General features: G+C 53.7%; 18 protein-coding genes. 17 read left to right on the forward strand and 1 reads right to left on the reverse strand.

The annotated features are described in order from the left end of the window. Positions 1-47 precede the first annotated feature (47 nt). Positions 48-1,265 (reverse strand): alanine transaminase AlaA, encoded by a 1,218-nt coding sequence (gene alaA / locus F0Q32_RS03645; protein WP_015963650.1) that lies wholly within the window; start codon positions 1,263-1,265, stop codon positions 48-50. A 933-nt stretch (positions 1,266-2,198) separates the two neighbouring features. Between alaA and lrhA the strand changes: the two genes are divergently transcribed. The 17 genes from lrhA to F0Q32_RS03730 all read left to right on the forward strand — a co-directional run bounded on the left by lrhA (position 2,199) and on the right by F0Q32_RS03730 (position 22,887). Continuing rightward, positions 2,199-3,140: a transcriptional regulator LrhA gene (gene lrhA / locus F0Q32_RS03650; protein WP_149462012.1), complete on the forward strand. Its 942-nt coding sequence runs from the start codon at positions 2,199-2,201 to the stop codon at positions 3,138-3,140. Positions 3,141-3,769: 629 nt separating this feature from the next. Continuing rightward, complete coding sequence (nuoA, locus tag F0Q32_RS03655) at positions 3,770-4,216, forward strand: NADH-quinone oxidoreductase subunit NuoA (RefSeq protein ID WP_041686206.1); 447 nt, start codon at positions 3,770-3,772, stop codon at positions 4,214-4,216. A 15-nt stretch (positions 4,217-4,231) separates the two neighbouring features. Next, positions 4,232-4,906: an NADH-quinone oxidoreductase subunit NuoB gene (gene nuoB / locus F0Q32_RS03660; protein ID WP_015963653.1), complete on the forward strand. Its 675-nt coding sequence runs from the start codon at positions 4,232-4,234 to the stop codon at positions 4,904-4,906. A gap of 86 nt (positions 4,907-4,992) precedes the next feature. After that, positions 4,993-6,798: an NADH-quinone oxidoreductase subunit C/D gene (nuoC, locus tag F0Q32_RS03665; RefSeq protein ID WP_149462013.1), complete on the forward strand. Its 1,806-nt coding sequence runs from the start codon at positions 4,993-4,995 to the stop codon at positions 6,796-6,798. 2 nt (positions 6,799-6,800) lie between these two features. Beyond that, a complete protein-coding gene (nuoE, locus tag F0Q32_RS03670; protein ID WP_015963655.1) occupies positions 6,801-7,301 on the forward strand; it encodes an NADH-quinone oxidoreductase subunit NuoE in 501 nt (166 codons plus the stop codon). Further along, positions 7,298-8,635: an NADH-quinone oxidoreductase subunit NuoF gene (gene nuoF, locus F0Q32_RS03675; protein ID WP_149462014.1), complete on the forward strand. Its 1,338-nt coding sequence runs from the start codon at positions 7,298-7,300 to the stop codon at positions 8,633-8,635. Before nuoE ends, nuoF begins: the two co-directional genes overlap by 4 nt. A 163-nt stretch (positions 8,636-8,798) precedes the next feature. After that, the gene (gene nuoG / locus F0Q32_RS03680; protein ID WP_149462015.1) at positions 8,799-11,525 is read left to right on the forward strand and encodes an NADH-quinone oxidoreductase subunit NuoG; all 2,727 of its coding nucleotides are present in this window, start codon (positions 8,799-8,801) and stop codon (positions 11,523-11,525) included. Further along, positions 11,522-12,499, forward strand: a complete 978-nt coding sequence (gene nuoH / locus F0Q32_RS03685; protein WP_015963658.1) for an NADH-quinone oxidoreductase subunit NuoH — start codon at positions 11,522-11,524, stop codon at positions 12,497-12,499. Before nuoG ends, nuoH begins: the two co-directional genes overlap by 4 nt. A gap of 14 nt (positions 12,500-12,513) precedes the next feature. Then, a complete protein-coding gene (gene nuoI, locus F0Q32_RS03690) occupies positions 12,514-13,056 on the forward strand; it encodes an NADH-quinone oxidoreductase subunit NuoI (protein ID WP_000172742.1) in 543 nt (180 codons plus the stop codon). 11 nt (positions 13,057-13,067) lie between these two features. Then, complete coding sequence (gene nuoJ / locus F0Q32_RS03695; protein ID WP_149462016.1) at positions 13,068-13,622, forward strand: NADH-quinone oxidoreductase subunit J; 555 nt, start codon at positions 13,068-13,070, stop codon at positions 13,620-13,622. Next, positions 13,619-13,921, forward strand: a complete 303-nt coding sequence (nuoK, locus tag F0Q32_RS03700) for an NADH-quinone oxidoreductase subunit NuoK (protein WP_003861496.1) — start codon at positions 13,619-13,621, stop codon at positions 13,919-13,921. The genes nuoJ and nuoK overlap by 4 nt, the downstream gene beginning before the upstream one ends. After that, complete coding sequence (nuoL, locus tag F0Q32_RS03705) at positions 13,918-15,759, forward strand: NADH-quinone oxidoreductase subunit L (RefSeq protein WP_149462017.1); 1,842 nt, start codon at positions 13,918-13,920, stop codon at positions 15,757-15,759. Before nuoK ends, nuoL begins: the two co-directional genes overlap by 4 nt. Before the next feature lie 174 nt (positions 15,760-15,933). Beyond that, the gene (gene nuoM, locus F0Q32_RS03710) at positions 15,934-17,463 is read left to right on the forward strand and encodes an NADH-quinone oxidoreductase subunit M (protein WP_108473595.1); all 1,530 of its coding nucleotides are present in this window, start codon (positions 15,934-15,936) and stop codon (positions 17,461-17,463) included. Between the two features lie 6 nt (positions 17,464-17,469). Further along, positions 17,470-18,927: an NADH-quinone oxidoreductase subunit NuoN gene (gene nuoN, locus F0Q32_RS03715; RefSeq protein WP_149462018.1), complete on the forward strand. Its 1,458-nt coding sequence runs from the start codon at positions 17,470-17,472 to the stop codon at positions 18,925-18,927. A 149-nt stretch (positions 18,928-19,076) separates the two neighbouring features. After that, positions 19,077-20,399, forward strand: coding sequence for an AAA family ATPase (locus F0Q32_RS03720; protein ID WP_149462019.1), 1,323 nt, complete (start codon positions 19,077-19,079; stop codon positions 20,397-20,399). Continuing rightward, positions 20,400-20,999: a hypothetical protein gene (locus tag F0Q32_RS03725; protein WP_149462020.1), complete on the forward strand. Its 600-nt coding sequence runs from the start codon at positions 20,400-20,402 to the stop codon at positions 20,997-20,999. A 256-nt stretch (positions 21,000-21,255) separates the two neighbouring features. Continuing rightward, complete coding sequence (locus F0Q32_RS03730; RefSeq protein WP_149462021.1) at positions 21,256-22,887, forward strand: VWA domain-containing protein; 1,632 nt, start codon at positions 21,256-21,258, stop codon at positions 22,885-22,887. The last annotated feature ends 12 nt before the right edge of the window (positions 22,888-22,899 follow it).

Genomic DNA, 22,899 nt, shown 5'->3' on the forward strand with positions numbered 1-22,899 from the left:
GTCATTGTGCGCTGAGATGCGGGCCGGATGCAAATCCGGCCAACGTCTTACGCCTGACGGTAACCTGAGAGGAAGCGGCCAAAGCGGGTAATCGACATCTCCAGATCGTCGATGCGCGGCAGCGTGACGATACGCACATGGTCCGGCCACGGCCAGTTAAACGCCGTTCCCTGAACCAGCAGCACTTTTTCCTGTAGCAGGAAATCAAGCACCATTTTCTGATCATCGTGAATGTTAAAGCGTTTAGCATCGATTTTCGGGAACATATAGAGTGCGCCGTTCGGCTTCACGCACGAGACGCCAGGGATCTCGTTGATCAGTTCCCACGCGCGGTTACGCTGCTCATACAAGCGACCACCTGGTACGATAAATTCGCTGATACTCTGATACCCGCCCAGCGCCGTCTGGATGGCATGCTGCGCCGGTACGTTGGCGCACAGGCGCATTGAGGCCAGCATTTCCAGCCCTTCAATATACCCTTTCGCATGTTTTTTCGGCCCGTTCAGGACCATCCAGCCCTGACGGAAGCCCGCCACGCGATAGGTTTTTGACAGGCCGTTAAAGGTCACGGTCAGTAAGTCTGGGGCCAGCGCGGCGATAGAGTGGTGCTGGGCGTGATCGTAGAGGATCTTATCGTAGATTTCGTCAGCGAAGATGATCAGGTTGTGTTCGCGGGCGAGCTCGACGATTTCCAGCAGCAGCTCTTTGGAATAGACCGCCCCGGTTGGGTTGTTTGGGTTGATAATCACAATGCCACGGGTTCGCGGGGTGATTTTGGCGCGAATATCGTCGAGATCCGGGAACCAGCCGGCAGATTCGTCGCACAGATAGTGCACCGCATTGCCGCCGGAAAGTGAGACGGCTGCTGTCCATAGCGGGTAATCCGGTGCCGGCACCAGCATCTCATCGCCGCTGTTCAGCAATGCCTGCATGGCCTGCACAATCAGTTCAGATACGCCATTGCCGATATAAATATCTTCTACCGTCACGTCGCGCATGCCGCGCGCCTGGTAGTGTTGCATGATAGCTTTACGGGCGGAATAGAGACCTTTGGAGTCGCAATAACCTTGCGCTGTTGGCAGGTTTCGGATCACGTCGACCAGAATTTCATCCGGCGCGTCAAACCCGAAGGGGGCCGGGTTGCCGATGTTAAGCTTGAGAACTTTGTTGCCTTCTTCTTCAAGACGTTTGGCCTCTTTCAGAACCGGGCCACGGATGTCGTAACAGACGTTGTCTAACTTGCTGGATTTTTCGATGGGAGACATGAACCTTTAACCTTTTAGCTGTTATCGCCACTCCCAGCCATGGAAGTCAGCTCGGAATAATGTACTCCGCATCACCGCTGTTTTGAAGGGTCAACAGGAGAAGATTTTGTCATTTTAAATGTTACAGCACATTCTTTTTAACTATAATCCAGCGAAATTACTGATTATATGTGTTGGTAATTTACGGTTTTATAGCTTCTTGTGTTGTATGGTTGTTGGTTTTTGGTGGTTGTGACTGATTAAAAACAAAACAGTTAAATCAGAGGAAAAAAAGTGTCGCGATATACTTTAGCAATGCTTTAGTAATATTAATTGTGAATGAATTCATCAAACATCTACATCATGACTAATACATTTCTCTGTGAATTCAATGTTAATCATTGTTAATGAACCGCTCTGAGGGTCATTAATGTTTTATTTTAAATTGCAAAGTAATCATTAAGAATTGTTAGTTTTATTAAAGCATTTTGATTTTAATGGAGTTTTTATCTTAAGATCTTACTTATTAATACTTATAAATATAAAGGTTTTGGGTTAGGATAATGATGCTATCGCAGGGGTTCATTCATCAAATGCGTGAGTGATTACCCCTGAAAGTCGACAACATTTTGTTATTTAACAGTTTTTAATCATTTGTTTACTTCCGGTATTATTGGGTAGTCAGGATTATATTGACTGGTCATACAACCGGTTTTTTTGAAAGCGCACACACAAAGGTACTGAGAAAAATAGTCTCACACCTGAAGATAAACACTTTATCGCAGAGGGGACTGTCACCCGATGGGAGGCAGACAATTTTAATGTAATACCGCTCCGTCAGGCAGTCATTCGGTTGCATCATGCCGAAGGATGGGCTTTTAAAAGGATGAGCCTGATTTCAGAGCGCGGCATCAACAAGGCAGGTTAGCCTTAGCGGCCTGTAAGTGAATAAATATGATAAATGCAAATCGTCCGATACTGAACCTCGACCTCGATCTGCTGAGAACATTTGTTGCGGTCGCCGATTTGAGCACTTTTGCCGCAGCAGCAGCAGCCGTTTGTCGCACCCAATCCGCCGTTAGCCAGCAAATGCAGCGGCTTGAACAACTTGTTGGCAAAGAACTTTTTGCCCGCCATGGCCGCAATAAACTGCTGACCGAGCACGGTATTCAGCTTTTAGGCTACGCACGTAAAATTCTGCGCTTCAATGATGAGGCCTGTACATCGCTGATGTTCAGTACGGTTCAGGGGCAACTGACGATTGGTTCCTCCGATGAGTCAGCGGATACCATCCTGCCATTCCTGCTCAACCGTATTAGCTCCGCCTGGCCAAAGCTTGGCCTGGATGTGCGTGTTAAGCGACATGCAGACATGGCGGACATGCTCCATAAAAACGAGGTTGATCTGGTACTGACCACGCACCGGATTGATGCGTTCCACTCAACGGTGTTGCGTACCTCGCCGACGCACTGGTACTGCGCCGCAGAATTCGCTCTGCGCCCGGGAGAGCCAGTACCGCTGGTGTTGCTTGATGATCCCAGCCCGTTCCGCGATATGATCATCTCAACCCTGGATGCGGCAAATGTGCCATGGCGTCTGGCATATGTGGCCTCTACACCGTCGGCAGTACGCGCTGCGGTGAAGGCGGGCCTCGGCGTTACCGCAAGGCCGGTAGAGATGATGAGCCCGGAACTGCGCGTGTTGGGGAGAGCCGACAAACTGCCGGTGTTGCCAGATACCGAATATTTACTAAGCTGTAACGTGCAGAATCCAAATGAATTAATGCAGATGATTTTCCAGTCGGTTGAGACGAGCATCAAACCCTGGACGCAGAGCACGGTCTATACCCTGGAAGGGGGAGATGATTCCCACGCTAATGACGAGGTTATTGAGTAACAACCTTTTAGAAAACTGGTAACAAAATGTAAGTGTAAAAAAGAGTCACTGGCTAGCAAAAGTGAGCCAGTGGCTTTTTTTTCGCCTGTGCTAATGCTTTTGGCAATTAATGCTTTTTAATAATCACATTATAATCAATCGATTATGTGATTCTCATTCACGAATGCTGTCAATTGTGATCCACTTTTAACATATCCTGCTAATGTTAAAAAACCGGGTGTTTTGTTGCTGTTTTTCAGGTCGAATTAACAGAACCGTGTCTTAGATCAAGAAAATACTCCTCCAGAGGGGGAGGAATCGTGTGAAATTCCTGTCAAAATAGAAGGGTACTAGTTGTTATTGTTCGTAAACGGACACGATTCACCAGCACTCAATCCGGAGGGTGACATGAGTCGAAATGCCGCAAAGGGCACGTAATGTTAATGAAATGGAATTGATGTAAATTAATGTGATGAAACCTTTGTTAAAGTTGACAAAAGGTTATCGAAAGGAGTAAAAAACCTCAGATTTTTTCGGTCTATGCTGTGATTCTGGCCGCTTTGCTGGTTTTTTAATCCTCCCCATGAATCGATGTAGCGTCCATCTGCCGGTAAGAGCAGAAGGGGTTATGCTACCTATTTGGTAAAGCTTTGAGTATGTCAACATCCACTGAAATCATCGCTCATCATTGGGCATTCGCTATCTTTCTGCTCATCGCCGTTGGCCTGTGCTGCCTCATGCTGGTCGGCGGTTGGTATCTTGGCGGTCGCGCACGCGCAAGAAGTAAAAACACGCCGTTTGAATCGGGCATCGACTCTGTGGGCACCGCACGCCTGCGCATGTCCGCGAAGTTCTATCTGGTCGCCATGTTCTTCGTCATCTTCGACGTGGAAGCGCTCTACCTTTTCGCCTGGTCAACGTCTATCCGCGAAAGTGGCTGGGTAGGGTTTATCGAAGCCGCAATTTTCATTTTGGTGCTACTGGCTGGTCTGGTTTACCTCGTTCGTGTTGGCGCACTTGACTGGACGCCTGCGCGTTCTCGCCGCACCCTGGTTAACTCCGATACTGACAGCGTCACTAACCGTAATACGCAGTAAAAGCGAGGCAATAAGATGGATTATACGCTCACCCGCATAGATCCTAACGGTGAGAACGACCGTTATCCCCTGCAAAAACAGGAGATTGTTACCGATCCCCTGGAGCAGGAAGTTAACAAAAGCGTGTATATGGGCAAGCTCGAACACGCGATGCACGATATGGTCAACTGGGGTCGCAAAAACTCAATCTGGCCTTACAACTTTGGTCTCTCTTGCTGCTACGTTGAGATGGTGACGTCTTTCACCGCGGTGCATGACGTGGCGCGTTTCGGGGCGGAAGTTCTGCGTGCTTCTCCGCGTCAGGCTGACCTGATGGTGGTGGCGGGAACCTGCTTCACCAAGATGGCCCCGGTTATTCAGCGCCTGTACGAACAGATGCTGGAACCGAAGTGGGTTATCTCCATGGGGGCCTGCGCGAACTCTGGCGGCATGTACGACATTTACTCTGTCGTGCAGGGCGTTGATAAGTTTATTCCGGTGGATGTGTATATCCCGGGCTGTCCGCCGCGTCCGGAAGCTTATATGCAGGCGCTAATGCTGCTGCAGGAGTCTATCGGCAAAGAGCGCCGCCCACTGTCGTGGGTGGTGGGCGATCAGGGCGTTTATCGCGCCAACATGCAATCGGAACGCGAGCGTAAACGCGGCGAACGAATTGCAGTGACGAATCTGCGCACGCCTGACGAGATTTAATTTGCGCCTGCGGGCGGGATAAAAACTTCGCAAATCAATTTACTACAACGCGAAGCCTCGTCAGCAGTCACCACGGACCTTTTGCAATGGTGAACAATATGACCGATTTAACCGCGCATGAAGCGGCCGCATGGCAAACACGGGATCACCTTGATGACCCGGTCATCGGCGAACTGCGCAACCGTTTTGGGCCGGATGCTTTTACCGTTCAGGCGACCCGCACCGGGGTTCCCGTCGTTTGGGTCAAGCGCGAACAGCTGCTGGAAGTCGGCGACTTCCTGAAGAAACTGCCTAAGCCTTACGTCATGCTATTTGATTTACACGGCATGGACGAACGTCTTCGTACGCACCGCCAGGGTTTACCCGCGGCGGATTTTTCCGTTTTCTACCACCTGATCTCCATTGAACGTAATAGCGATATTATGCTCAAGGTGGCATTGTCTGAAAACGATCTGAACGTGCCGACCTTCACCAAACTTTTCCCGAACGCCAACTGGTATGAGCGTGAAACCTGGGAGATGTTTGGTATTACCTTTAACGGCCACCCGAATCTGCGTCGCATCATGATGCCGAACACCTGGGAAGGCCACCCGCTGCGTAAAGACTATCCGGCGCGCGCCACCGAATTCGACCCGTTTGAGCTGACCAAAGCTAAGCAGGACCTCGAGATGGAAGCGCTGACCTTCAAACCGGAAGAGTGGGGCATGAAGCGCGGTACCGAAAACGAGGACTTTATGTTCCTCAACCTCGGCCCGAACCACCCGTCTGCGCACGGTGCATTCCGTATTATCCTGCAGCTTGATGGCGAAGAGATCGTCGACTGTGTGCCTGACGTGGGCTATCACCACCGCGGCGCGGAGAAAATGGGCGAGCGCCAGTCCTGGCACAGCTACATTCCGTATACCGACCGTATCGAATATCTCGGCGGCTGCGTCAACGAAATGCCATACGTACTGGCCGTTGAAAAACTGGCGGGGATAACCGTGCCGGATCGCGTTAACGTTATTCGCGTGATGCTCTCCGAACTGTTCCGCATCAACAGCCACCTGCTGTATATCTCTACGTTTATTCAGGACGTCGGCGCGATGACGCCGGTATTCTTTGCCTTTACCGACCGTCAGAAAATCTACGATCTGGTGGAAGCGATTACCGGTTTCCGTATGCACCCGGCATGGTTCCGCATCGGTGGCGTAGCGCACGACCTGCCGAAAGGCTGGGATCGCCTGCTGCGTGAATTCCTCGAGTGGATGCCGAAGCGTCTCGACTCTTATGAGAAAGCGGCGCTGCGTAACACCATCCTGATTGGCCGCTCTAAAGGCGTGGCTGCTTATACCGCGAAAGAAGCGCTGGAGTGGGGCACCACCGGTGCTGGCCTGCGCGCGACCGGTATCGGCTTCGACGTGCGTAAATGGCGTCCGTATTCTGGCTATGAAAACTTCGACTTTGAAATCCCGACCGGCGGTGGCGTTTCTGACTGCTACACCCGCGTGATGCTGAAAGTGGAAGAACTGCGCCAGAGCCTGCGTATCCTTCAGCAGTGCCTCGACAACATGCCGGAAGGCCCGTTCAAAGCGGATCACCCGCTGACCACGCCGCCGCCGAAAGAGCGCACGCTGCAACATATCGAAACCCTGATCACCCACTTCCTGCAGGTTTCCTGGGGCCCGGTCATGCCGGCGCAGGAATCGTTCCAGATGGTGGAAGCGACCAAGGGTATTAACAGTTACTACCTGACCAGCGACGGCAGCACCATGAGCTACCGCACCCGTATTCGTACGCCGAGCTATGCGCACCTGCAGCAGATCCCGTCGGCTATCCGTGGCAGCCTGGTATCAGACCTTATTGTCTATCTGGGTAGTATTGATTTTGTTATGTCAGACGTGGACCGCTAATTATGCACGAGAACCAACAACCACAAACCGAGGCTTTTGAGCTGAGTGCGGCAGAGCGTGAAGCGATTGAGCACGAGAAGCACCACTACGAAGACCCGCGTGCGGCGTCCATCGAAGCGCTGAAAATCGTTCAGAAACAGCGTGGCTGGGTGCCGGACGGCGCAATCCACGCGATTGCCGATGTGCTGGGTATTCCGGCAAGTGACGTCGAGGGCGTGGCAACGTTCTACAGCCAGATCTTCCGCCAGCCGGTGGGCCGTCACGTGATCCGCTACTGCGACAGCGTGGTGTGTCACATCACGGGTTACCAGGGGATCCAGGCGGCGCTGGAGCAAAAGCTCAACATCAAACCGGGGCAGACGACCTTTGACGGTCGCTTTACGCTGCTGCCGACCTGCTGCCTGGGGAACTGCGATAAAGGGCCGAATATGATGATTGATGAGGATACTCACAGCCATCTGACGCCGGAAGCCATTCCTGAACTACTGGAGCGGTATAAATGAAAAACGTTATCCGTACTCCCGAAACGCATCCGCTGACCTGGCGTCTGCGTGATGACAAACAGCCAGTGTGGCTGGACGAATACCGTAGCAAAAACGGTTATGAAGGCGCACGTAAAGCGCTGATGGGGCTCTCCCCGGACGAAATCGTCAACCAGGTGAAAGACGCTGGCCTGAAAGGGCGCGGCGGCGCAGGCTTTTCCACTGGCCTGAAGTGGAGCCTGATGCCGAAAGACGAATCCATGAACATCCGTTACCTGCTGTGTAACGCCGATGAAATGGAGCCGGGCACCTATAAAGACCGTCTGCTGATGGAGCAACTGCCGCACCTGTTGGTGGAAGGCATGCTCATTTCCGCGTTTGCGCTGAAAGCGTACCGTGGTTACATCTTCCTGCGCGGTGAATACGTTGAAGCCGCGGTGCATCTGCGTCGCGCAATTGCCGAAGCAACTGAAGCCGGTTTGCTTGGCAAAAACATCATGGGCACCGGGTTTGATTTTGAACTGTTCGTGCACACCGGGGCAGGGCGTTATATCTGTGGTGAAGAAACCGCGCTGATCAACTCCCTTGAAGGGCGTCGTGCCAACCCGCGTTCGAAGCCGCCATTCCCGGCGACCTCTGGCGCATGGGGTAAACCGACCTGCGTCAACAACGTGGAAACCCTGTGCAACGTTCCCGCCATTCTCGCCAACGGCGTGGAGTGGTACCAGAATATCTCGAAAAGCAAAGATGCGGGCACCAAGCTGATGGGCTTCTCCGGTCGGGTGAAAAATCCGGGCCTGTGGGAACTGCCGTTTGGCACCACTGCGCGTGAAATCCTCGAAGATTACGCCGGCGGCATGCGCGATGGCCTGAAATTTAAAGCCTGGCAGCCAGGCGGTGCGGGGACTGACTTCCTGACCGAAGCGCATCTTGACCTGCCGATGGAGTTCGAAAGCATCGGTAAAGCAGGCAGCCGTCTGGGTACGGCGCTGGCGATGGCCGTTGACCATGAAATTGGCATGGTTGGCCTGGTGCGTAACCTGGAAGAGTTCTTCGCCCGTGAGTCGTGCGGTTGGTGTACGCCGTGCCGTGATGGCCTGCCGTGGAGCGTGAAAATTCTGCGCGCACTGGAAAAAGGCGAAGGCCAACCGGGCGATATCGAGACTCTTGAGCAACTGTGTCGATTCTTAGGTCCGGGTAAAACATTCTGTGCGCACGCACCTGGCGCGGTAGAACCGTTACAGAGCGCGATTAAATACTTCCGCGAAGAATTTGAAGCGGGCATCAAGCAGCAGTTCAGCAATACCCATGCGATTCATGGGATTCAGCCGAACCTGCTGAAGACGCGCTGGTAATTTTCACCCTCACCCCGCCCTCTCCCTAAGGGAGAGGGAGAAAACCAGTGCCGGGTTTACAACGCGCACATTCTGTCCCCTCTCCCTTAGGGAGAGGGTTAGGGTGAGGGGTAAGATTTCGATTAACGCTCAGTCTCTGACTGGGCCAACTGGAAGCATGCTAATGGCTACAATTCATGTAGACGGCAAAGAATATGAGGTCAACGGGGCGGACAACCTGCTACAGGCGTGTCTCTCCCTCGGCCTTGATATTCCGTACTTTTGCTGGCATCCGGCGCTGGGCAGCGTCGGCGCTTGCCGCCAGTGTGCGGTGAAGCAATACCAAAACGCGGAAGACACGCGTGGTCGCCTGGTGATGTCCTGTATGACACCGGCCACCGATGGCACCTTTATCTCTATTGATGACGACGAAGCGAAGCAGTTCCGCGAAAGTGTGGTCGAGTGGTTGATGACCAACCACCCGCACGACTGTCCGGTCTGTGAAGAGGGCGGTAACTGCCACCTTCAGGATATGACCGTGATGACCGGCCACAGCTTCCGTCGCTACCGTTTCACTAAACGTACTCACCGTAATCAGGACCTGGGGCCGTTCATCTCTCATGAAATGAACCGCTGCATCGCCTGCTACCGCTGCGTGCGTTACTACAAAGATTATGCGGACGGTACCGATCTGGGCGTGTATGGCGCACATGACAACGTCTACTTCGGTCGCCCGGAAGACGGCACGCTGGAAAGCGAATTCTCCGGCAACCTGGTCGAAATTTGCCCGACCGGCGTATTCACTGATAAAACGCACTCCGAGCGTTACAACCGTAAATGGGACATGCAGTTTGCGCCAAGCATCTGCCAGCAATGTTCCATTGGCTGTAACACCAGCCCGGGCGAGCGCTACGGTGAACTGCGTCGTATCGAAAACCGCTATAACGGTACCGTAAACCACTACTTCCTTTGCGACCGTGGTCGTTTCGGCTATGGCTACGTGAACCTGAAAGACCGTCCACGCCAGCCAGAACAACTGCGCGGCAGCGATGTGATCACCCTCAATGCCGAACAGGCGATGCAGGGCGCGGCGGATATTCTGCGTCAGTCGAAGAAAGTGATTGGTATCGGCTCCCCGCGCGCCAGCGTTGAAAGCAACTTCGCGCTGCGTGAACTGGTCGGTGCGGAAAACTTTTATACCGGTATCGCGAAAGCGGAGCAGGAACGTCTGCAACTGGCATTGACCGTGCTGCGTGACGGCGGTGTGCACACGCCAGCGCTGCGTGAAATTGAGTCTTACGATGCGGTGCTGATTCTGGGCGAAGACATTACCCAGACTGGCGCACGCGTGGCGCTCTCTGTTCGTCAGGCGGTGAAAGGTAAAGCACGTGAAATGGCGGCGGCCCAGAAAGTGGCTGACTGGCAGATTGCGGCAATCCTCAACATCGGCCAGCGCGCGAAACATCCGTTGTTTGTCACCAACGTCGATAACACCCGTCTGGATGACATTGCCGCGTGGACCTATCGCGCACCGGTTGAAGATCAGGCGCGCTTCGGTTTCGCTATCGCCCACGCGCTGGATAACAGCGCGCCGGCGGTAGAGGGCATCGACCGTGACCTGCAAAACAAAATTGACGTCGTGGTTCAGGCCCTGGCTGGGGCGAAGAAACCGCTGATTATTTCCGGTACCAACGCCGGAAGCGCGGATGTCATTCAGGCGGCAGCAAACGTTGCGAAAGCGCTGAAAACCCGTGGTTCTGACGTGGGTATCACCATGGTTGCCCGCGCGGTGAACAGCATGGGCCTCGGTATGATTGGCGGCGGCTCTCTTGATGACGCACTGAACGAGCTGGAAAGCGGCGCGGCAGATGCGGTTATCGTGCTGGAAAACGACCTGCACCGTCACGCTTCCGCCAGCCGTGTGGATGCCGCGCTCTCCAAAGCGCCGCTGGTGATGGTAATTGACCATCAACGCACGGCGATTATGGAACAAGCGCACCTGGTACTGCCTGCGGCAAGTTTTGCTGAAAGCGACGGTACGGTCATCAACAATGAAGGCCGCGCACAGCGCTTCTTCCAGGTTTATGACCCGGCGTATTACGACAGCAACACCGTGATGCTGGAAAGCTGGCGCTGGCTGCACTCCCTGCACAGCACGGTGCAGAGCCGTGAAGTGGACTGGACGCAGCTTGACCACGTTATCGACGCCGTTGTCGAAAAACTGCCGCAACTGGCGGGCATCAAAGATGCAGCGCCGGACGCGACCTTCCGTATTCGCGGCCAGAAACTGGCGCGTGAACCGCACCGTTACAGTGGTCGTACCGCGATGCGCGCCAATATCAGCGTGCACGAACCGCGTCAGCCGCAGGATAAAGACACCATGTTCGCCTTCTCAATGGAAGGGAACAACCAGCCAGGCGCGCCGCGCTCGCAAATTCCGTTTGCATGGGCACCGGGCTGGAACTCCCCGCAGGCATGGAACAAGTTCCAGGCTGAGGTGGGTGGTCATCTGCGTCATGGCGATCCGGGCGTGCGTCTGATTGAAGCGTCTGAAAACGGTCTCGATTACTTCACCACCGTTCCGGCAGGCTTCCAGGCGGAAGAAGGTAAATGGCGTATCGCGCCGTACTACCACCTGTTCGGTAGCGATGAGATGTCACAACGTTCCCCGGTCTTCCAGACGCGTATGCCGCAACCGTATATCGCCCTTAACCCGGTGGATGCTGCGAAACTTGGCGTTAACGCTGGCGCGAAAATCGCCTTCGGCTATGACGGTCAAACCGTCACCCTGCCGCTGGTGATTTCCGAAGGTCTGACGGCAGGGCAGGTTGGCTTACCGATGGGGTTGCCTGGCATCGCGCCGGTGCTGGCTGGTGGACGTCTTGAAAATCTGCAGGAGGCACAGCAATGAGTTGGTTAACTCCGGATCTGATTGAGATCCTGCTCACTATTCTCAAGGCGGTGGTCATCCTGCTGGTGGTTGTCACCTGCGGCGCGTTCATGAGCTTCGGCGAACGTCGTCTGCTCGGTCTGTTCCAGAACCGTTACGGGCCGAACCGCGTAGGCTGGGGCGGCTCGCTCCAGCTGGTGGCAGACATGATCAAGATGTTCTTTAAAGAAGACTGGATCCCGAAATTCTCGGATCGCGTCATCTTCACCCTGGCACCGATGATCGCCTTCACCTCGCTGCTGCTGGCGTTTGCGATTGTACCGGTGAGCCCTACATGGGTGGTGGCTGACCTGAACATCGGCATTCTGTTCTTCCTGATGATGGCAGGGCTGGCGGTTTACGCTGTGCTGTTCGCTGGCTGGTCGAGCAACAACAAATACTCACTGTTAGGCGCGATGCGTGCATCTGCCCAGACGCTGAGCTATGAAGTGTTCCTCGGGCTCTCCCTGATGGGCGTGGTGGCGCAGGCCGGTTCATTCAACATGACCGACATCGTCAACAATCAGGCCGACATCTGGAACGTTATTCCGCAGTTCTTTGGTTTTGTGACCTTCGCTATCGCGGGCGTGGCAGTTTGCCACCGTCACCCGTTTGACCAACCCGAAGCCGAGCAGGAACTGGCTGATGGTTACCACATTGAATATTCCGGTATGAAATTCGGTCTGTTCTTCGTGGGGGAGTACATCGGTATCGTGACCATTTCGGCCATGATGGTGACCCTGTTCTTCGGTGGCTGGCAAGGCCCGTTCTTACCGCCGTTCATCTGGTTCGCGATCAAAACCGCGTTCTTCATGATGATGTTCATTTTGATTCGCGCCTCATTACCGCGTCCGCGTTATGACCAGGTAATGTCCTTCGGCTGGAAAATTTGCCTGCCACTGACGCTAATCAACTTGCTGGTAACGGCGGCTGTCATTCTCTGGCAGCAGCCATAAGGGGCGAATAGACCATGACCTTAAAAGAATTATTGGTAGGTTTCGGCACCCAGGTACGCAGTATCTGGATGATCGGCCTGCATGCGTTCGCCAAACGCGAAACGCAAATGTACCCGGAAGAGCCGGTGTATCTGCCGCCGCGCTATCGTGGCCGTATCGTGCTGACGCGCGACCCGGACGGCGAAGAGCGCTGTGTGGCCTGTAACCTGTGTGCGGTAGCCTGCCCGGTAGGCTGTATCTCACTGCAGAAAGCAGAAACTAAAGATGGCCGCTGGTATCCGGAGTTTTTCCGCATCAACTTCTCACGCTGTATTTTCTGCGGCCTGTGCGAAGAAGCGTGCCCAACCACGGCGATTCAGTTAACCCCGGACTTTGAACTGGGCGAATACAAACGTCAGGATCTGGTGTACGAGAAAGAGGATCTGCTGATTTCCGGCCCGGGCAAATACCCGGAATATAACTTCTACCGGATGGCGGGTATGGCAATCGACGGCAAAGATAAAGGCGAAGCAGAGAACGAAGCTAAGCCTATCGACGTCAAGAGCCTGTTACCTTAAGGAGAGGGGCAATGGAATTCGCTTTTTATATCTGTGGCCTTATCGCCATCCTCGCGACGTTGCGGGTTATTACGCACACTAATCCGGTACACGCCTTGCTGTACCTGATTATTTCGCTGCTGGCTATTGCAGGCGTCTTCTTCTCGCTGGGCGCGTACTTCGCCGGGGCGCTGGAGATCATCGTTTACGCCGGGGCCATCATGGTGCTGTTCGTGTTTGTAGTGATGATGCTGAACCTCGGTGGGGCAGAAATTGCCCAGGAACGCGAGTGGCTGAAGCCGCAAATCTGGATTGGCCCGGCGATCCTCTCCGCCGTTTTGCTGGCGGTGATGGTGTACGCCATTCTGGGCCTTAACGACCAGGGCATCGACGGCAACCCAATCAGCGCGAAGGAAGTCGGTATCGCTCTGTTTGGCCCGTACGTTCTGGCGGTTGAACTGGCGTCCATGCTGCTGCTGGCAGGCCTGGTTGTCGCCTTCCACATTGGCCGTGAAGACCGTCCTGGCGAGCTTATCAGCAACCGTCCGAACGACATCGCGAAAAGAAAACCGGAGGAGCACGCATGATCCCCTTAACACATGGACTGATCCTCGCCGCGATCCTCTTCGTTCTGGGCTTAACCGGTCTGGTTATCCGCCGCAATTTGCTGTTTATGCTGATTGGGCTGGAAATCATGATTAACGCCTCCGCGCTGGCCTTTGTGGTCGCCGGAAGCTACTGGGGCCAGACCGATGGTCAGGTGATGTATATCCTCGCCATCAGCCTTGCGGCTGCGGAAGCGAGTATTGGCCTGGCGCTGCTGCTGCAGCTCCATCGTCGCCGCCAGAACCTGAACATCGATTCAGTAAGTGAGTTGCGCGGATGAATATGCTTGCCTTAACCATTATTCTGCCATTGATTGGCTTTGTTCTGCTGGCCTTCTCCCGTGGTCGTTGGTCGGAAAACCTTTCCGCCACCGTGGGCGTGGGGTCAATTGGCCTGGCGGCGCTGGTGACCGCAATTGTCGGCGTCGATTTCTTTAATAACGGCAAACAGGTGCTCAGCGTTCCGCTGTGGACCTGGATGTCAGTGGGCGATTTCAACATCGGTTTCAACCTCGTGCTGGACGGCCTGTCGCTGACCATGCTCTCGGTCGTGACGGGCGTTGGCTTCCTGATCCACATGTTCGCCTCCTGGTACATGCGCGGTGAAGAGGGGTACTCCCGCTTCTTCGCCTACACCAACCTGTTTATCGCCAGCATGGTGGTTCTGGTGCTGGCCGATAACCTGCTGTTGATGTACCTCGGCTGGGAAGGCGTGGGCCTCTGTTCCTATCTGCTGATCGGTTTCTACTACACCGATCCGAAGAATGGCGCGGCGGCAATGAAAGCGTTTGTCGTGACCCGCGTGGGTGACGTCTTCCTCGCCTTCGCACTGTTTATTCTCTACAACGAACTGGGCACCCTGAACTTCCGCGAAATGGTGGAACTGGCGCCGGCGCACTTTGAGGCGGGCAACAACATGCTCACCTGGGCGACGCTGATGCTGCTGGGTGGCGCGGTCGGTAAATCGGCACAGCTGCCGTTGCAAACATGGCTTGCAGATGCGATGGCGGGCCCGACGCCTGTCTCCGCGCTGATCCACGCCGCAACGATGGTCACCGCCGGTGTTTACCTGATTGCGCGTACGCACGGTCTGTTCCTGATGACCCCGGAAATTCTGCATCTGGTCGGTATCGTGGGTGCGGTCACGCTGGTGCTGGCAGGCTTTGCCGCGCTGGTGCAAACCGACATCAAACGTGTACTCGCCTATTCCACCATGAGCCAGATTGGCTACATGTTCCTGGCGCTGGGCGTTCAGGCATGGGATGCGGCGATTTTCCACCTGATGACGCACGCCTTCTTTAAAGCGCTGCTGTTCCTGGCGTCCGGCTCGGTTATCCTCGCCTGCCACCACGAGCAGAACATCTTTAAGATGGGCGGCCTGCGTAAATCCATTCCGCTGGTGTACGCCTGCTTCCTGATTGGTGGTGCTGCGCTCTCCGCGCTGCCGCTGATTACCGCAGGCTTCTTCAGTAAGGATGAGATTCTGGCGGGTGCGATGGCGAATGGTCATATCAACCTGATGGTGGCGGGCCTGGTCGGCGCGTTCATGACCTCGCTTTACACCTTCCGTATGATTTTCATCGTCTTCCACGGAAAAGAACAAATTCACGCTCACGCAGGGAAGGGGATCACCCACCACCTGCCGCTGATTGTGCTGATGATCCTCTCCACCTTTGTTGGCGCGCTGATTGTTCCGCCGCTGCAAGGTGTACTGCCGGATACTGCCGAGCTTGAGCATGGCCGCGTACTGACACTGGAAATTACCTCTGGTGTGGTGGCGATTGCGGGCATTCTGATTGCCGCATGGCTGTGGCTGGGCAAACGGACTCTGGTGACGTCGATTGCCAACAGCGGCCCTGGCCGTCTGCTGGGCACCTGGTGGTATAACGCCTGGGGCTTCGACTGGCTGTACGACAAAGTGTTCGTTAAACCGTTCCTGGGAATTGCGTGGCTGCTGAAGCGCGACCCGATGAACGCCATGATGAACATTCCGGCCATTCTTTCTCGCGTAGCGGGCAAAGGGCTGGTGTTGAGCGAGAACGGTTATCTGCGTTGGTATGTGGCTTCCATGAGCATTGGTGCCGTGGTTGTACTGGCACTGCTGATGGTATTGCGTTGAGTTTGACGAATGCGGTTTTGCCCGGTGGCGCTGCGCTTACCGGGCCTACAGGGTTCCGTAGGTCGGGTAAGCGTTAGCGCCACCCGACACCACAAACCGCACTCAACCGTGAAATTTGTCGAATTCGTTGAAAATCGGTCCTTGATAGGACTTTAACAAGGAATAAAGATCGCCATGTTATTACCCTGGCTAATACTGATTCCCTTTATCGGCGGCTTCCTGTGCTGGCAGACTGAACGCTTTGGCGTGAAGATGCCGCGCTGGATTGCGCTGATTACCATGGGATTGACGCTCGCACTTGGCCTGCAACTGTGGCTGCAAGGCGGTTACTCACTGACGCAATCCACCGGCCTGCCGCAGTGGCAGTCTGAGTTTATCCTGCCGTGGATCCCACGCTTCGGTATCACTATCCATCTGGCTATCGACGGACTGTCGCTGCTGATGGTGGTGCTGACCGGCCTGCTGGGTGTGCTGGCGGTACTCTGCTCGTGGAATGAAATCCAGAAATATCAGGGCTTTTTCCACCTCAACCTGATGTGGATCCTGGGCGGCGTTATCGGTGTGTTCCTCGCCATCGACATGTTCCTGTTCTTCTTCTTCTGGGAGATGATGCTGGTACCGATGTACTTCCTGATCGCGCTTTGGGGCCATAAGGCGTCCGACGGTAAAACGCGTATCACGGCGGCGACCAAATTCTTCATCTATACCCAGGCGAGTGGTCTGGTGATGCTGATTGCGATTCTGGCGCTGGTGTTTGTTCACCATAATGCGACCGGTGTCTGGACCTTCAACTACGAAGATCTGCTGAAAACCCCAATGTCCCACGGCGTGGAATACCTGCTGATGCTGGGCTTCTTCATCGCCTTCGCGGTGAAAATGCCGGTGGTTCCGCTGCACGGCTGGCTGCCGGATGCGCACTCTCAGGCGCCGACTGCCGGTTCCGTTGACCTCGCGGGTATTTTGCTGAAAACCGCGGCCTACGGCCTGCTGCGTTTCTCTCTGCCGCTGTTCCCGAACGCCTCTGCCGAGTTCGCACCCATTGCTATGTGGCTGGGCGTGATTGGTATCTTCTACGGCGCGTGGATGGCGTTCACTCAGTACGATATCAAGCGTCTGATTGCATACACTTCCGTTTCCCACATGGGCTTCGTGCTGATTGCTATCTACACCGGTAGCCAACTGGCGTACCAGGGCGCGGTCATCCAGATGATTGCTCACGGTCTGTCGGCGGCAGGTCTCTTCATCCTGTGCGGCCAGCTTTACGAGCGTCTGCATACCCGCGACATGCGTATGATGGGCGGCCTGTGGAGCAAAATTAAGTGGTTGCCAGCCTGTTCCCTGTTCTTCGCCGTGGCGACGCTGGGTATGCCAGGTACCGGTAACTTCGTCGGTGAATTCATGATTCTGTTCGGCAGCTTCCATGTGGTGCCGCTGATCACCGTCATCTCGACTTTCGGTCTGGTTTTCGCTTCCGTTTACTCGCTTGCGATGCTGCACCGCGCTTACTTCGGTAAAGCGAAGAGTGAAATCGCGGCCAAAGAGCTGCCAGGGATGTCGCTGCGTGAACTGTTCATCATTCTTCTGCTGGTCGTGCTGCTGGTTCTGCTGGGCTTCTATCCTCAGCCGATTCTGGACACGTCACACTCTGCGATGGGCAATATTCAGCAGTGGTTTGTTAATTCTGTTTCAACTACAAGGCCGTAATTCGCCATGACAATAACTCCACAACAACTGATCGCGCTGTTACCGCTGCTGATCGTCGGCTTGACGGTGGTGGTTGTGATGCTCTCCATTGCGTGGCGACGCAATCACTTCCTCAACGCTACGCTTGCGGTTATCGGGCTTAACGCGGCGCTGGTTTCGCTCTGGTTTGTTGGCCAGGCGGGCGCAATGGATGTGACGCCGCTGATGCGCGTCGACGGCTACGCCATGCTCTATACCGGGCTGGTGTTGCTGGCGAGCCTCGCGACCTGTACGTTTGCTTACCCGTGGCTGGAAGGCTACCCGGATAACAAAGAAGAGTTCTACCTGCTGGTGCTGATTGCCGCGCTGGGCGGCATTCTGCTGGCGAACGCTAATCACCTGGCGGCGCTGTTCCTGGGTATTGAGCTGATCTCGCTGCCGCTGTTCGGTTTGATTGGCTACGCTTTCCGTCAGAAACGTTCGCTGGAAGCGAGTATCAAGTACACCATTCTGTCTGCCGCAGCATCGTCTTTCCTGCTGTTCGGTATGGCGCTGGTTTACGCCAACTCTGGCAACCTGTCGTTCGTTGCGCTCGGTAAGAGCCTGGCGGATAACATGCTGCATGAACCGCTGCTGCTGGCGGGTCTGGGTATGATGATCGTCGGCCTCGGCTTTAAACTCTCTCTTGTGCCGTTCCACCTGTGGACGCCAGACGTCTACCAGGGCGCGCCAGCTCCGGTTTCCACCTTCCTGGCGACGGCGAGCAAAATCGCTATCTTCGGCGTGGTGATGCGTCTGTTCCTCTACGCGCCAGTGGGCGACAGCGAAGCAGTGCGCGTGGTGCTGGGCCTCATTGCCTTCGCCTCTATCATCTTCGGTAACCTGATGGCCCTGAGCCAGACCAACATCAAGCGTCTGCTCGGTTACTCTTCTATCTCTCACCTCGGCTATCTGCTGGTTGCGCTGATTGCGCTGCAAAGCGGCGAAATGTCGATGGAAGCGGTCGGCGTGTATCTGGCGGGTTATCTGTTCAGCAGTCTCGGCGCGTTCGGCGTAGTGAGCCTGATGTCCAGCCCGTACCGTGGCCCGGACGCAGAATCGCTCTTCTCCTACCGTGGCCTGTTCTGGCATCGTCCGATCCTCTCTGCGGTGATGACGGTGATGATGCTGTCGCTGGCGGGTATCCCGATGACGCTGGGCTTTATCGGTAAGTTCTATGTACTGGCCGTCGGTGTGCAAACTCACCTGTGGTGGCTGGTTGGCGCAGTGGTAGTCGGTTCTGCGATCGGTCTTTACTACTACCTGCGTGTGGCAGTGAGCCTGTATCTGCATGCGCCGGAACAGCTGAATCGCGATGCACCGTCGAACTGGCAATACAGCGCTGGCGGTATTGTGGTGCTGGTTTCCGCATTGCTGGTACTGGTGCTGGGCGTCTGGCCGCAACCGTTAATCGACCTGGTGCAGATGGCGATGCCGCTGATGTAAGGTTGATGTTGATGTGAAAAAACCGCCGATTTTGGCGGTTTTTTTATGCATGGAACTGCGAGGGATTACGCAGAAAAGCGTTCGTGATGATTACAGATCTGACGGTTGGTGTAGTATGCACGCACAGAGAGCGATTCAGGGATTGAACGATGGAACAACGTTACAGAATTGAGAGCGTTACGCTTAGAGACACCGGCGTTTTTGAGAATACACATATTGATTTCCCAGGGCAGCGCCTCGCCAGGTGTGATGTGAAAAAAGCAGAAATTCATATTTTTACCGGGCCGAACGGTTGCGGTAAAAGCACCATGCTGTATGCACTTGCTGGCATTTTTAGTCACGAGTCTTCGAGTCTTTCATCTCTTCATCAGCGATTCCGTAGCCGTAAAGCATCCGTTGCATGTCGTTTCTGCGAAGAGCGTGCTGTTATCTCTGCAGGGGATGAACGCGCTACGCGAAAAATAGCGATAGTTGATGATGAACAGAGCCTCCTAACGTCATACAGGCTAATTTCGCAGAGTGAACATTGGCCTGTTGAAGCATGCGTAGATTTTGCCGCGTTCGCCTATTCAGGCCAGCGCGCGAACAGAGAAAAACTGCATACATCAAAAATCGAAGAACTCGCTATTTCCCCCTTTGCAGATGCCTTATCTTTCGATGCAACGGTCAGACCGGTGGTATTGGCAAACTGGATTGCCAATAATCGTACCAAGGCCGCGCTGGCGCGCCAGGATTCAGCGGAGAGTGAAGCTGAAATTTATGATGAATCCTTATTAAAGATTTGTCGTTTTGTGAAAAAGGTATCGGGGCTGACGATATCATTTCGTTTAGAACGATCGCCGCTGAGCGTAAAAGTGGAGCTTGAGGGCGAGAGCATTGAATACGATGTACTGCCCGATGGCCTGAAGTCCATTATCTCCTGGATTGCCGATTTAGCATTGCGTCTTGAATCCGTTCCGTGGCGTGTGCAGCGCGATATTTTTTCGCAACCCGTTATTCTCTTTCTCGATGAAGTCGATATCCATCTTCATCCCAGCTGGCAACGTCGCATTTTACCGGCAATTCAGACTCTCTTACCTAACGCGCAGGTTTTTGTCTCAACGCACTCTCCGTTTGTGGTGGGCTCGGTAGAAGATGCCTGGGTATATCGACTGCCAGAGCAACGCTATGATGTATGTAAGGATTCGGGGTCTGTGGAATTAATCACCGCGATGAATTCGTCCGCAGGTAAGAGTTATCAGCTCATCCTGTCTGAAGTTTTTGATATCAATGAGGAGTTTGACGTAGAAACGGAATGTCAGCTTGCTGAATTTAAAGAGGCTATTCGAAAACATATGGTAGAAAAGAATAATAAAGATGACGTTATGCAGTTGGCGGCGCTTTTACAGGCTAAAGGGGAAGAACTTAATGCCCTGGTTACGATGGAATTACGCCAGATGCAGCGGGTATTGGCAAAATATACGGGGGATTGAATGTACGCATTTCATCGAAGCCAATGCCCGGATTATCTTGCCGAATGCTGGGAACGTCTGGGCCGTCATTACGAAGCACAAAAATTACATAATCAACGCTACCGATTCAAATGGTTCTCTGGGTTTCGCTATGCGACAACTAAACAGAAGCTTTACGATATGACGCAAGGGCATTGCGCTTTCTGTGATGGAGGATGCTTAGGCGCTGAGAGTCGCATGACGCTCGAACACTTTAAGCCTAAATCCCGAAGGCAATTTTACCGACTCGCTTATCAATGGGAAAATCTGTATCCATGCTGTGACACGTGCCAGTCACAGAAAAAAGATGGTTATGATGCAGCATTATTAGTTGGCGACCAACCAGGCTACGCGTTTATTGATTACTTTTGGGTGAATTATGTCACGGGTGAGCTGCAACCTAATCCATTGTCCGCGCCTGAAAACCAGCGTCGCGCTGAGGTGACAATCGCGATATATGGTCTGAACTTAGATGTGCGGAAAATTAGTCGTAAAAGAGAGTTACGTCATTTTCATCATCGTGATGGCAGTTTAGAATTTATTGATGATTTTAGTTATCGTTACTTTTTAATTGATGCTTAATGGTGTTGGGATATCTACAGATAGTCCGTGTTTTTAAAATAACTTACCATGCTGAATATAATCTATAAAAGATGCAGTGAAATATTGTTTTTTTGCATATAGACGCAATGAATATAATATTGATTAATTATTGGTGATTGTTATTCTCCCCAGGGATATTCCGCAATATATGAGTTTGAAAATAATTAGACGTATCAAGCCTGGTGCTGGGTATATTGCACTGTTCAGTGTTGTTAAATATTAAAAAGGATTTTATATGTACAAGAATAAGCTATTAATAATATCAATATGTAGTTTAACCCTCAGTGGTTGTTCTCATGGGCCCGCCTATACATCGGGTTCGATGTCAGGTTATACCTTGATGGGGTCAATAGCTGGCGCCTCTGCGCAGTTCGATACCTCCCGCTACACCCATTACGACGACAGCCCGGTAAAACAGGTCGCACAATCCCCGCTGGCGACGTTTAGTCTCGATGTGGACACGGCCAGCTACGCGAATGTGCGTCGTTTTCTGAACCAAGGGCAATTGCCTAACCCGGATGCAGTTCGGGTTGAAGAAATGCTGAATTATTTTCCCTTGAGCAAACGCCCGAATGATAAAACGACTTTTGGGGGGCAGGAGGTACAGAAATCCGCAGAGCGCGTCGTTCATATTGAAATTACCTCCGGCTGTGAACCTGTTTCTCATCCTTTCACCGTCCAGTACGAACTCACTCCCGCTCCGTTGAATGAACAACATACCTTATTACGTCTGGATATTGCCGCGAAAGAGTTAGCCAGCAGCGAGCGTCCCGCCGCCAACCTGGTTTTCTTGATTGATACCTCCGGTTCGATGGAAGGGGATGGCCGCCTGCCGCTTATTCAATCAGCGCTCAAAATGATGGTTAATGATCTTCGTCCGCAGGATCGCGTCTCTATTGTCACCTATGCCGGCTCTTCAGAAGTCTTGCTGTCAGCGACCTCCGGGGCAGAGAAGCAAACCATTATTCATGCACTTAACGATCTCAGCGCTGACGGCAGCACCAACGGCGGCGCCGGGTTGAAAATGGCCTACGAACAGGCGCAAAAGGGTTTCATCAAAGGCGGCGTTAACCGCATTTTGCTGGCGACGGACGGTGATTTTAACGTTGGAATCGACGACCCGAAAGCCATTGAATCGTTGGTGAAAAAAGAGCGCGACACCGGCATTACGCTCTCCACGCTCGGCGTGGGTGATGACAACGTCAATGATGCAATGATGGTGAAAATTGCTGATGTGGGCAACGGCAATTACAGCTATCTCGACTCGTTATCGGAAGCGCAAAAGGTGCTGGGCCAGGAGATGCAACAAACGCTGGTCACGGTTGCCAAAGACGTCAAAGCGCAAATCGAGTTTAACCCGGCGCAGGTAATTGAATATCGCCAGATCGGTTACGAAAAACGCCAGTTGCGCGATGAAGATTTCAATAATGACGCTGTTGATGCCGGCGATATCGGTGCGGGTAAACACGTCACTGTGCTGTTTGAGCTGACGTTAGCCGGGCAGAAAGGTTCGGTGGATGCGTTACGCTATGGCAACACGTCCGCGAAAGCCGCCACCGGCAAAGAGAATGAACTGCTGTGGGTGAAGCTGCGCTACAAAGCGCCGCAGGGTGAAACCAGCCGCTTGATGAGCCAACCGGTGATGGCGACATCGTTACAAAACAGTTTTGAAATGGCGTCCACGGATATGCGTTTTCTCTCAGCGGTAGCCGCTTACGGGCAAAAACTGCGCGGTTCTGATGAACTGGCAAAAACGTCCTGGCAGCAGATTGCCGGCTGGGCGGAGCGGGCTAAAGGTACGGATGAAAAAGGTTACCGGGCGGAGTTTGTCCGGCTGGTGGATCTCACCGCAGGGCTGTCGCACTGAACGAAGGGGGCG

The sequence above is a fragment of the Pseudocitrobacter sp. 73 genome, assembly GCF_008369545.1.
GTDB classification, from domain to species: domain Bacteria; phylum Pseudomonadota; class Gammaproteobacteria; order Enterobacterales; family Enterobacteriaceae; genus Pseudocitrobacter; species Pseudocitrobacter vendiensis.